Origin of the sequence: Desulfatibacillum aliphaticivorans DSM 15576 (assembly GCF_000429905.1) — a bacterium.
GTDB lineage: Bacteria > Desulfobacterota > Desulfobacteria > Desulfobacterales > Desulfatibacillaceae > Desulfatibacillum > Desulfatibacillum aliphaticivorans.
In genome coordinates, this window is the sequence record NZ_AUCT01000048.1 from 1 (window position 1) to 13,945 (window position 13,945).

At 60.7% G+C, this 13,945-nt stretch carries 1 protein-coding gene; it reads right to left on the reverse strand.

Annotation, left to right across the window (positions count from 1 at the left end; genetic code table 11):
* A partial coding sequence (locus tag G491_RS36015; RefSeq protein WP_028316583.1) for a beta strand repeat-containing protein occupies positions 1 to 13,945 on the reverse strand: 13,945 nt, incomplete at both ends.

The window sequence follows — 13,945 nt, forward strand, 5'->3', positions numbered from 1 at the left end:
CCGGCGTTGTTGATATTGCCCGTGGCGTCCAGGGTGATGTCAACGGTCGTGCCGCCCGTGGCATTGATGCTTCCGGCCAAGGCCGTGGCGATATTTCCGCCGTTGGCGTTCAAGTCAACAATTGCAGCGCCGTTCGAGCCTTTGGCGTCAATGTTATCATTGACCGCAATGAACGACCCTGCGATCAATTCCACCGTTGCGTCGGTCTTGGCGTTGGCGTCGATGCTGCCGTTATTGGTTACGGACGTGCTGGCGTCCAGGGTGATGTCCACCGTGGTTGCTGTAGCGCCCGTCGCCGTTCCGGTGATGCTGGCGCCAACCGCCGTGTCGATGGGGCCGCCGTTGGCGTCCAGGTCGATGTCCACGCTGCCGGAGGTAGAGGTCACGGCAATGGCGTCGTTCACGTCGATGGAGCCGGCCGCAGTCATGGACAGGTCCGCGAGACCGGTCCCTGCATCAGCGTCTATGCTGCCGTTGGTTTGAATGTTACCGCCCGCGGTTAGGCCGACAGTGACCGTCGTGCCGCCGGAAGCCGTGATGTCTCCGTTTACTCCGGTGGTAAGATTGCCGGTGACGGCGGTCAGATCCACGGTGGAGAAGCCGTTGGTTCCGATGGCGGAAATGGCCTGGTTAACCGTCAAGGTTGTCTGGCCTTGCAGATCCACAACCGCGTTAGAGGTTCCGGCGGCGCTAATAGCTGCGTTAGTGAGCACCGAGCCTTGGACAGCCGTCGCATAAACGCCCACTCCTCCAGCCGTTGCATCGGCCGTAATGGGCGCCTCAATGTCTATGTCGCCGGTCAACCTGGCGCGCAGGTTGACGGACCCGCTGGAACCGGCGTTGAGGTCAATGGCGCCGTTAATGGTTATGTCGCCTACCACCGGCCCGCCCACGCCCGTGCCGGAATCAATATGAATCCGGGCATGATCGCCGCTGCCGGTCAAGGTTCCGGCCGCCTGCGTAACGATTGAGCCCGTTTGGGTGGAGAGCTTCATATAAGAGTCTCCGGCCGCGCCTGCGTCCGCTGTGACTGCCGCACCCACGTCGAGATTGCCCGTACCGTGCGCCAAGAGCTGCACATCCACGTCCGTGGTGGCGCTGCCGGTAATTGTCCCAAGAGTGTCGATGCCCTTGGTGGCATTCAACTTTACATAGGCCGTGGCCCCGCCAATGGCGGAGATGTCGCCGTTTGCGCTGGTGCTGATGGATCCGGTGGAAACACTCAGGTTGATGTTAGCGTCCGTACCCTGGGCTTTGACCGCTTCGTTAACGGTCAGGTCATGAGCAAGAATGTTGATGGTAGCATCCGCGGTGGCTGCACCCGTGTTATTGGTGGAAATAGCCTGAACGCCGCTCATGCCAAGCGTGATGTCGCCGATGGTCAGGGCGCCGACATTATCCACACGCACGGCAGTAGGCCCTGCCACGCCCGTATCGCCTGCATAGGCTTCCAGGTTGTTGATGTTAACGTCCAGAAAGCTGTTGGCGCCTGAGCCGATGGTGGTTCCGGCGGTCATGACCAGTTCAGGCGCGGTAACGTCGTTGTAGTCCACGGCGTCCGCGTCGTCGATGGAGGTGGAAGCGGTCAGGGTCACACGATCGTGAGCCGTGACGGTTTGCAGGGTGATATTACCCGAAGCATTGGTAAGAACCACATTGCCGCTGCCTGCGCTGCCTCCGCCGCTGGCGGTAACCGTCTGGGCAGCCAGGGTGGCTACTCCCGTTCCAGCCAATCCAGCGCGGATGATGATGTCGCCATCGGCGTCCACTACGTTTTGCAGGACAATGCCGTTGGACTCGTCAATGACAATGTCTCCGCTGGTGGTGGAGCTTCCAACCAGTGTGGCGATGGTGGTTTCGATGGCCTCGCTCGCGGTTCCGATACTGCCCGCTGCGGTGGCGGTGAGGGTTCCGTTCGCGGCTACAATGTCGACAGATCCGTCGCCGGCCCCGGCTTCCAGGATGGAGCCTGCAATTGCGGCCAGGTCAACGTCGCCGCCGGCTTCGATGTAGTCCACATAGATGTTGCCGGCAAGGCTGCCTGCGGTGATGTCCACGTTATCCCCAGCCTTGACGGATGTCGCCAGGATGGAACCCGTGCCGCCATTGATCAGTGCGGTCACGTCGCCGAGGACGCCTTCCGCCTGCACGTCCGTGAGGGTCAGGTCCGAGTCGGACTGAATCCAGACATTGCCGGCGTTCCATGCATAACCCTCATGGATTTCCACAGGCGTCCCGCCATTGATGACGTTCAGGAACACGCCGCCGGCGCCGCTGGTGGACTGCACGCCGTTGGCGGCCCAAATGTCGCATGCGGTAATGTCGATAGCTGCCGCTGTGTTGCTTCCCGTACCTATACCGGAACCCGCTTTAAGAGTTACGCTGCCGGAAGTGACCGTGATGTCGGCGGTTGCGTCGCCTGTGCCAGCGCCCGCGCCGCGATCCAGAATCCGGCCGGTGGCCTCCACCTGGGCGTTTCCGGTAGCTGCAATGGCGCCGGCCAGGATCACGTCTCCGTTTCTAGCGAAAAGATCCACGCTGCCGGAGCTTGCCTGTACGGTTTGGCCCGCAGCGATGGTCAGATCGCCGTTCAAGGCCGCCAGCCAGATGTTGTCGCTTCCGCCTACGACGAATCCTGCATTCACGGTGTAGTTATCTTCCGCCATATGCAGAATCTGATCGTCGGGTCCGCCGCCGGAGTTAAAGTTAGGCGGGGCGGCTATAGTAACGTCGCCTGTCTGATAAATCTGGATATTATCTGTTGAATTAAACGAACCGACATTGGCCCACTTGGCGTCCACCGCCAGGAAAATGGAGCCGGTTCTGGGGTCGATCGGAGTGTTGGTTCCGATGTAGTAGCCGCTGCCGGCGGAACCAGCGTTAATGGTCAGGTCGTGTCCCGCAACCACCTGGGTGTAGAAGGGGATGACAGATGGCGCTGCAGCCGATCCGCCGTCTCCGTCGTCCAGCACGTTCTTGTTGGCGTTAATGGTAACGTCATAGCCGCTGACGGCGCCCAAAGTTATGCTGCCGCCGTTGGAATCAATGCTGACTGTTGTGGCGGTGCCGGTTGCTGCCACCACATAGTTGGCGAAAATATCACCGCCGGCCTCAATATCTATGGAGCCGGTGCCATTGGTAGCCATCACCTTGCCGGAACCGGCAATCGCCACATCCTGCTCATCGCCCAGGATGATGTCGTCGGTCTCATTGATGATGACCGAAGAGCCCGTGGCGTACAGGGTGTTGATGGTGGTTTCCAGCCCGCCCGCCGCAGTGCCTATGCCGCCGGAGGCCCACATGTCCAGGAGGCCGTTGGCTGTAATGATATCCACGCCAACATCGCCGGCGCCGATTTCGTTAATGGCGCCGGAGTTGGCCGTCAGGTCGATGTCGCCGTCAGCCGTCTGAATCACGCCCACCAGGATGTCGCCGGTGAGATTATTGGTGATGCTGATGTCGCCGGAAGTGGTGACCGCCACATCGGTGGCCGTCACATTGCCGGCGGCTGTGTTGCCCGCGGTGATGACGATGTCTCCCTTGACCGTATCCACATTCGTCAAGGTGATGCCGTCATTTTCGTCAATGTAAATGCCGCCCGTGCCAGTCACCGAAGCGATCAGAGTGGTTATGTCCGTTTCGATAGGATTGCCCGAGGCGCCTATTCCGTCTTCGGTCGTAATGGTCACGACGGCAGCCGCGCCTGTGGCTATGATATCCTCGCCGCCGGCGTCGCCTACATCGGCAAGAGCTCCATGCACTGAATAAATATTCACGGCGCTGGCGGTATTATTGGTTGTAATCAACTGGCCCAAAGTGATGTTTCCGTCTGCGTCCAGGTCGATGATTCCCGCTCCGGCGTTGACCACCGTACCGTTAGCCATGATGATTTGGCCGCCGTTATCACCCGCTTGGGTGTCAGCGGTTATAGCGACCTCGCCAGCCCCGACGGCGGTGATGTCAGCCGCGGTGTTATTCATGTCCACGGTACGGCCGGCCAGCAATTCCACATAGGAATTTGCAAAATTACCTGCAGTCAGGGATATGGCGTTGTTCAGGTCGATATCCGTCGTGGCGCCGCCCTGGGTGTCGATGGACACGATGCCGGTCGCGGCGAAACTGCCGGTGATGCTTCCATCGATCTGGAAGGTCCCCGCGTTGGAGGTCAGGTCTATATAGCCCGTGCTTCCTGCGGAATCGCCCGACAAGTCCCCGGTAATAACAACCGAACCGGCAGCGCCCTGGGAGTCCAGGATGATCCTGGACCAGCCTGCGCCGGCCTTGCTTTCGGTGGTAAGGTCTCCGGTGATGTACATGGCCGGTACGCCGTTTCCGACGTAACCAACGCCCTGGGAGCTGATGTCTATCAGGGATTGCCCTCGCTCGGAAACGGCGTCTATCGCTCCGCCGATTCTCACCTGGTCGGCGTTCGTGGCGCCGTTGGCGGTAATCGTTACGCGTGCAGGCCCAAAATTGGAGCCCCCGGTTTCTTCAGCCGCCGTGGCCGTCAGGGTTCCGCCCGCAGTGGTTTCCAGCCCCTTGGCCACCGTGATGATAATGTCGGCGGACCGGGCGCCGTCTCCGCCGGCCACACTGTCCTTTCCTGTCGCGACTATCGCCGCCTGGACGGTGGCGTCGCCCTGGCTGGTCAATGTCACCATGGCGTCGCCTTCGTCGGCCAATGCGGAGAGAGCGCCGGACACCACCAGAGCGTCGTCCGTCGCGCGTCCGCCCGTTCCGGCCGCGGAAACAGTAAGCGTGGCGTTGCCGCTTGCGGCGTCGGCGGTCACGTTCTGGCTGACCAGCACCCGGTTGGCCCCCGCGCCGCCGCCCGTGATGACGACCGTGGCGTTGTTGTCGCCGTCCGCCAGGATGGAGCCCACGCCGGCGCCGATGGACACGCCGCCGAGTGACGAGTTAATGGCCACTGTCGCATCCGTGCCGTTTTTCGTGTCGGAATCGGCTTGTATATCCACGGCGCCGTGGGCGGTGATGTTTCCCGTGGAGAAAATGTTCACTGCGGCAAGCCCGGTTCCGCCGTCGGCGTAAATGTCCGCATTGCTTTGCAAGCTAATGGCGCCGGTGATGCGCGCTCCGCCGGTGCCGATATTAACGTAGGCGTTAACGCCCGTGCTGGTGGCCGCGTCCGCCGTAATCTGAGTATTCACGGTAACGCCGGCGCCTGCAAGGATATTAACCCGAGCGGTCCCGGTGGTTCCGGCTTGAGCGGTCAGGTTGCCCGTCGTGTCCAGGGTTACGCTTTGGCCGGCGTCCACGGTAATGGTTGCATCGCCGTTGGCGTCCGTGGCGGACACAGCGGCGTCAATATTCACGCTTCCCGAGGCGGAGACTATGACACTGGCGGTATTGACGCCCGTTGCGTACAATTTTCCGTCAATATCAGCGCCGCCTGCTGAGGTGATCCACGTCCTGCCCACATTGCCGCCGGATACGGCTTTCACCGTGCCGTCAATATTTATGGTAGAGGCTCCGTCCGAAGTGTCCAGGGTGACTGTAGCCCCGTTGCCGGTTCCCGAGCCCAGGATTTGATCGCCTGTTCCAAGAGAAATGCCGCCGGTTCCGGCTGCGTCTATATCAACGGAGGCCAAACTGCCGTACGCCCTGACATCATTGTCCAGAGTCACGTCGCCGCCTGCGTTGAGCACAACGCCCCCTACAGGGCCGATGCTGCCGACGCTTCCGGCGCTGATGCCCGCACCATTGGAACCAAGGGAAATGTCTCCTCCGGTGGAATCGACCTTAACGTAAGCCGGGGCGGTGTTGCTTTTGGATAGGACAACATTGTCCAGGGAAACGTCGCCCACTGCGTCAATGTCAATGGATCCCGGCGCGCCTGTCGCGATAACCTGCAGGGAAGCCGTGGAGCCCATGGATACGGTCGTGCCCGCGTCGATGTCTATGACCGTCGAGCCGCCGGTGGCAACCACATCGTTATTGATGTCCACGGAGCCCAACACCGCCTCCAAACTGATGTCAGTGGGGGTGTTTGCTGTGGATGTAGCGGAAACACCGGAGCCGTTGGACCCGATGGATATGTTTCCGGCCGTGGATTTCACAGTGATGGTGGCCGGATTGACAGCCGTAACGTCCACGTCGTTGTTCAGCGTGACGTCGCCCTGAGCGAGAATATCTATCGAGCCCACGGAGGCGGAAGTTACCGCCAGGGACCCGGAGGAGCCCACGGTGACCGTGGTTCCGGCGTCTATGTCAATATAGGATACGCTGCCGCCGGAGGCTTGCACGGAGTTATCGAGATCCACGGAGCCATTAGCGTCCAGTTCGATCTTGGCCGGAGCTCCGCCGCCCGCCGTTGCGGAAATGCCTGTTCCGTTGGTTCCCAGGGTGATATTTCCTGACGTGGAGTCCACGTACACATAGGCAGGGCCGCCGCCTGTGGCCGCAACCACGTTATCCAGGGCCACCGTGCCCTTGGCGTCAATATCTATTGTTCCGGTGCCGCCGCCTGCATTCGAAATAATGCTTGCAGCCGCGCCCATGGTGACGCCGGCGTCGGAGTCGATGTCCACCAGAGCCACTGCACCGGAAGCGTAAACGGCCTTGTTAATGCTGATTGCGCCGCCCGTGCCGGCTCCCGTGGCCGTGTCCAGCCAGACCTGAGAGACTGCGCCGGTGGCGCCTACACCGGTCTCCGCCCCGGTTCCGAGGGTGATGCCAGCCGCGCCGTCGGCGCGCACGTAAACGTCTGCGTTTGAGCCGTCAGCAAATACGTCCTCGTTCAGGGAGACATTACCGCCCGCATTGACATTGATGGAGCCTACGGCCGAGCCGTTCGCTCTCAGGCCATTGCCCGAGTCGTTCAACGTGACGTTTGTTCCGGCGTCAATGTCAATCACTGCAACGGCGGCGGTGGCGGAAACCGTATCGCTGATGGTCACGGCGCCTGCCGTGGCGTTCAGGATGACGTTCGCGGTTCCAAACGCGCCTGCGGTGATCCCGTTTTCAGGACCTGCGAGGATTGTTATGCCGGTGGCGCCGTCAGCCGTAACGGAGATGCTGCCAAACCCCGCGCCGTTGGCGTCTACGTCTTCGTTCAAGCTGACATTGCCGGTTGTATCAATGGTGATGGTCGCTACGGAGCCGGTGGTCATGAGGCCGCTGCCGAGATCGTTCAGGGTGACGTCGCCGCCCGCTATAATGTCGATATCCGCGGTGTTTGAACCGTCCGCCTTGATCGTGTCGCTTATGGATACGGTCGTTCCGGCGTTGATGTCCACGGAGCCCTTGGCGCCGCCGTCAGCGTATATACTGCCGCTGTTGGTGATGGTCACGCTAGTGTTGGCGTCGATGTCCACATAGGCGGTGGTTCCGGTAGCCGCAAGAGCCCCATCGACGGTAACCGTCCCAGCAACCGCGTTCAGGTTGATGTCCGCCATGTCGCCCGCGCCGGAGCCGGCGTCGGCCGTTATACCGACGCCGCTGGAACCGGCGGCGATGTTACCGGTCACCGAGTCCACGTTCACGTAGGCGTTGCCGGAGGTGCTTCTTGCAGTCACCGTTCCAAACAGATCAACATTGCCGTTGGCGTCGATGTCTATAGAGCCCAGGTTCGCCCCGCCTGCGTAAGCCAGGATGCGGCCGCTGGAGCCCATGAACACGGCGTCCGCCGCGTCGATATCCACCGTGGCCGCGCCTGTGCCGGTCAGGGCGTCGCCCGCCTGCACCTTGCCGTCGATGGTCACGTCGGCCGCTGCATCCGTACCGGCGTTCAGGACGATTTTGGACAGGACCGCGCCAGGGCCTGTGGCGTCCGCCGTTACGGAGCCGGAAGAGCCTACGGTGATGCCTGCAGCGCCGGTTGTGGCGATGGACACGAAAGCATTCACAGACCCGGTGGCCGCAACGTTGCCGACCCCCGTCGATCCCACAACCACGCTGGCCGCGTTGATGGTGACGGAGCCGGTCTTGGAAGCGGCGTTGATGGAGCCGCCGCCGTCCACGGTCACAACGCCCGCGGCGTTGATGTCTACAATGTCCTTGAAGCCTGCGCCGCCTGCTGCGGCGATTGTTCCGCCGGTGCCCACGGTAACGTCAACGGCGTTGACCGTGACGATGGCGCCGGTGGCGATGGCGCCGGTGGTTCCGGCTGTCGCCTTGATGCTGCCGCCGTCCACGTCAACATCGCCGTCCGCGGTAATGGTGATGGAGGCGGTGTCGCCTGCGCCGCCGCCGGCCGTGCCGGAAAGCGCGCCGGAAACATTCACGTTTCCAAAGGATCCCGTACCAGGAGCCACATCATCATCGGCGGTTACGACAATAGAGACGTCCGCCGTGGAATTAACAACAAACTTGCCGTCGATGTTCACGGAGCCTTCGCCGGCATTGGCGCCGGCTGCGACATTAACCAGGGCGTTCCCGCCCGTGGCCGACACGGCAATATCGGAAGTTGCCGCTCCCGAACCCACCGTGACGTCGCCGTCCGCGGCGATGTCCAAGGTGGCGATTCCAGCGGTGGAGGTCACCTGAATGGCGCCAAGGGCGGTTCCGCCCGAAGCGGTGACATCGCCTGCGGCGTCAATGTCCACAGATCCTATAACGCCGACGGCCTTGACTCCGGCTTCGCCGTTGATAATCACATCATTTCCTGCACTTGCGTCCAGGATGATTGTGGAACTGCCGCCGCCGGAAGCCAGTACGTGGCTGCCCACGGTCAGATCGCCCGTCGCTCCGCCGTCAACCGTCAGGGTGACGGAGGCATTGTAGGCGCCGAGAGTTGTGGCGTCCACCAACTCGGTAAGAGTCAGGGAATCGGCGGTGATTTCCACGGTTGCGTTGGCTTGAAAAACATTCAATGCGGCTCCAACATGCACGCCTGTTCCGGCGGTTCCGCCGATTTCCAGGGCGCCGCTGTTGTCCAGGTACAATCCTGCCGCAACGTTATCCCCTGTTGCGTTATCCGAACCGAAATGAGCGGTCAGGGTGTTAACGTCCGTCATCAAGACGGCGTTTGGAGCAGAACCGCCAATGCTGTCCTGGGCTTCCATGTGCAGGTAGTCCGCCGTGATTTCCACGGCCGCATTGGCCGTAGTACTGACAATGCTGCCGCCGCCCGCTTTTAACGTCGCGTCATCATCGGAAACCAGGGAGCCGGAAGCGCCGAACTTAATGCTTCCGGACGCAGCTTGAATAGCGATGTCGTTGGCGCCTACCGTGCCGGTGTCGTAGTCCGATTGCACCGAGGTGATTATAACGTCATTCCCGGCGCCGGTCGCATTTACGGTAATATTGCCGTCAAAGGTCTTGACGTCCACCAGGGTCATGTCTTCCACGCTGCCTGTAATGGATATATTTCCGCTGCCTTGGGCGTCGGCTGAAACTTCCAGGCCGTTAGTGTTGACCACGTCGTTGAGGTAGATGCCGCCGGAGCCGTCGCTTTTGGCGTTTACCACGTCGCCGTCCAGATCAATGGCGCCGCCCGCCCCTGCGCTGCCGATGGCGCCGTTGCCTCCGGCCCCGCCGGCCGTAAGGATGATTGAACCGCCGGTCGCTCCGTTGCCTGCAAAAACATCGGCGGCTGCCGTGCCGTTGCCGTCAACAATGTCGCCTTCCGCGTACAGTTCCACATTGCCCGTGGAAGCGCCCGCCGCTGCATTCAGGGTAATATTGCCGCCATTCAGGGCGACCAGAGCCAGGTTGTCCTGTAAGGTGTCCAGGGCGCTTCCAACTGTAATATCGCCCCAGGCGCCAATCAGAATTTCATAACCACTCTGTCCGCCATTGGGGACTGTTTTCAATGAACCAATGGACCCGTCATTAAAAATCTGGATGTTGCCGCTGGAATTCAGATTCAGAACAGGACCGGAGTCAATATCCACCGCCTTCCAGATGTTGGCCGGGGTATTGAAGATGTCCAGCGAGGACGTCCAGCCGATATGGCCGTTGGTGGCCGTCAGGTTGACGGAGCCGCCAGCGTCGATTTCCGTATACGTGGCGAACGCGCCGCCGTCGCCGTCATCAAAAATGTTTTGATTGGCGGTGATATTCACGTCGCCGCCGGCGAGGCCCGCCGTAATGGCGCCCACCGTGACGTCGCCGGTATTGGACGTCAGGAAAATGTCGGCGTTGCCGGCGCCGCCCGTGGCGTCGATATTATAAGCATAGATGTCGCCCTGGGCCGTGATGTCCACGACCGTGCCGGTTCCGCCGTCGGCGCGGATGATTCCCGCCCCCGGAACTGCCACAGCCTGGGTGTCGCCCAGGATGATGTCGTCGGTTTCAATGATAGCCACCACAGAGCCGGAGGCGTACAGGGTGTCAATCTGGGTTTCAATTTCCCCGCCGCCCGTGGCGCCGATAGAGGTCGCGGCATTGATTTCGGTGATGGCGCCCACCTCATTGGCAATGATGTCATCACCGCCGGAGCCGCCGCCGTCAATGACGCCGCCAGTGGTGGAGTCGATGGTGACGACCGTTGCGCCGCCAAGGCCGGTGATCAACTGGCCTATGGTGATGTTTCCGTTGGCGTTCAGATCGATTGAGCCTGAAGAACCAGCGTTGATTCTTGCACCGTTGGCCATGGTGATGGCGCCTGCCGCAGCATCCACCCGGACATAGCTGCTGGCGCCGCCGTTCAGATCGATATCGGCAGAACCGGTAAAGCCGACATTCTGTCCGGCCAGAACTTCCACAAAAGAGCCCGTGCCGCTGCCGGTCAATGAAATGGCGCCGCTTAGGTTAATGTCCGCCGCGCCGCCGCCCTGGGTATTGAGAGTCACGCTGCCCGTCGTGGTCGAGGAGCCTGTGATGTCGCCCAGAAGATTTATGTCGCCCTGCGTCGTTTGAATCAGAACGGAATCCGTGCCGTTGACGCCGAGGCTTGAAACGTCAATGGCGCCGTCAATATAAGCCGAGCCGCCTGCAGTGGTGACGCCTATCTGCACGCCGGCATTAGCCATACCCAAAGTGGCGGCGCTGAGATCGCCCGCGACACGCAAAGCCGCTGTGCCAGACCCGCCGGCGCCGTTTCCGCGTGCCGATATGTCGATGATTGCGTTTCCGAGGGCTGCATCGGCGGTCACATTGCCGCCGACCACAACACGGTCTACGCCGGTTCCGTTGCCGACGATGGTCACGGCGGCGTTTCCGCTGTTGGAGCCGCCGTTAACATCGGCTGTGACGGTTCCCGCCGCCGTGGTGGTGAGGTTATCGCCGGCCGTCAAGGTGACGGACGCGTCAAAGGAGCCGGTTCCCGTGGTGGTCGCCAATATGGTGTCGGCGGCGCTCAAGTCGGTTCCCGCAGTCAGGTTGATGGTTGCATCGCCTGACGTGGCGTCGGCTTTCACGCCGTTTACGTCATTGACAACCGCCAGGGAGCCCGCCGCTGAAATATCAATAGTGACGTCGCCCACGGCGGTGGCCACCACGCCCGTCATGATGCCGCCGATCACGCCGCCCAAGGTCAGGTCGTCGAAATCGACTATATAGGCGGAGTTTGAAGATCCGCCATTGATATCGTTTCTGATTAAAAGCTCCAGGTTGTCAGCATCGACTTCCAATACGTTAACGCCGCTTCCGCCGATGTTGCCCCTCACGTCCAAGGCCAAACGGGGAGCGGTGATTTCGTTATTGACGCCCGTGGCGCCGTCGGAAACGATGTTTACGCCGGCCCTGATAAAAACATAGTCGTCGCCGACCAATGTGCCGCCGGCATTAAAAATAACGCTGCCTGACGTGGCGACGATATTAATGTCAGCTGAGCCTGCGAGGTTCACATCCGATTGAACATCGTCAATGGAAATGTTTCCTAAGTCGGAAGTAATAAAAATGCCGCCTGTCTGGGTGTCGACGTCAGACAGATTCAGTCCGTCCGCTTCCACAACCCTGACGTCTCCAACCCCAGCGCTGGCGTCCAGGTCCGCGACTTGGGTTCTGATCTCGTTGTTCAAAGCGCCGATAGACGCAAACGCCGTCAACGTGGCGTTTGTGCCTTGAACCTCTACACCGGTGTTGGCGCCGCTGACAATGTTGCCCTGGACGGAAGTGATATCCACATTTCCAGCTGAATACACATGGCTGTTAGCCGTTCCGGCCAAAGACACATCGCCCTGGCCTTCGATGGAGACGGTGTTTGCGCCGGCGACGGTGTTGCCGTCCACAGCCACGATGGTTACCGCGCCGGTGTTTTGATCCACGGTGATGGCGCCATTGACCGTATCCACGTCGGTAAGGGTCAGCCCGCCTACCGCCGTGGATTGAATCCAGACCTGGCCCGCTGTGTTGGCATTGGCATGGGCTTCCTGGACGTTCACGGCGCCTGTACCGGCTGCACCGGTTGCTCCCAGGATGTTCAGGAACACGCCGTTGGAGGTGGAATTAGTGGCGTAAATGTCGGTGGCCACAATATCAATGGCCGCATTAGCGTTGGCGGCTGTTCCGATGCCGCTGCCTGCGTTCAAGTAAACATTGTCAGCCAGGATGTCGGCCGAACCGTCATTCCCTCCGTCCACAATCTGCTGCCCGGCGTAAATATATACGTCGCCAGTGGTGCTGATGTCGCCGCTGGCGCCCAGGTTCAGGTTGACGGTTTTATTGGTAAGAACAGCCACGTTGGTGCCGCTGCCAAAGGTTGCAGCCGCCGTTCCGGCCACGGTGACATTTCCGGAATGGGCTTCATCGCCGATGACCAGGAAGCCGTCGTCGTTTACAGTGATGAAATCCGCCAGGTTGGTCAAAGCAGGCGTGGTCACAAAATTGACGTTGCCCGCGCCGTTAAGCGTGATTGCAAGGTTGGAATTCGTGGGATAGAGCTTGACGTCCCCGCCCTTGTCGTATCCGGTTCCGCCGTTGGCAATCAGCGTCACGCCGGTATTCAAGGTGATGTCGTCGGAATGGATGGTCACGCCGCCGATGCCGCCGGCGCCGCCTTCCACGGTCACGCCTGTGCCGATTGTGACTGTCTGGGCGTTGGTTGCCGTCGTCAAAACAACGCCGCCGTCGCCGCCGGAGCCGGCCGTCACGTCTTGAACCACGTTCAGGCTGCCGCTGGCGGAGGTAATAATAATGTCGCCGGAATTATTGGTGACGGTCTGCGCAGCGGTGGAGCCGCCCACGGTCAGGTTATTGGCTTCCAGAATGACAATATCGCCGGTGTTGCTGTTGTCTGCAACCAACGTGGCCACGTCGGTGTGTATGGCCAAACCGGTGGCGCCCGTAGCGCCTATTCCGTCGGCGGCGGAGATGGTCAGCAAGCCGCCGTAAATGGTTCCGGATGTTCTTGTAATGGCGCCGGTAATGGCGTCAAGGGTCACGTCGCCGCTGTTGTCCGCATCTACATCGCCGTTCAGCACAATGCTTCCGCCGGCGACCAACTGGATTTCAGCCGTATTGGCTGTGGTTTCCAGGCCCATCACGTCCACTCCATCATCCTCGCGGATGTAGATGGCGTTTTCGGAAGTGGCTTTGAGGGATGTTACGTCCACGTTAAAAGGCGAACCCGTTCCCGTCCCGCTGCTGCCCACACCGTTAGTTGCGTCAATTTCAAGGTAGTTAGCCTTCAACAAGGTTAAGGCGCCGCTGTCGCGCACATCGCCCGTGCTGGTTAGGTAAACATTGCCGCTATCCACGGACACGTCCAGAAGCGCAGAAAATACAATATTTTTGGCCGAGCCCACGTTTTCCGTGGTCAGGTAAATGTTGTCATCGCCGATATTGGTATCAAAAGCAGCGCTGTTAGCCAGGATGGAGCCGCTGGCCGCCGTGATGGACACGTTCTGGCCGGAGCCTGTGGCTGTCAGGTTAAAATTGGTCAAGGCCACATTGCCCGCGCCCACGTCGCGCAGGTAAATGCCGCCGGTGTTGGCCGTCACGTTGACCACGTTGGCGCCCGAAGCAATGTCAATGTCCAAGGCCGCATTGGCTGTGCCGTCGCCGCCCACGCTGTTGGCCGTGATGTTCAAGGAGCCGGCCT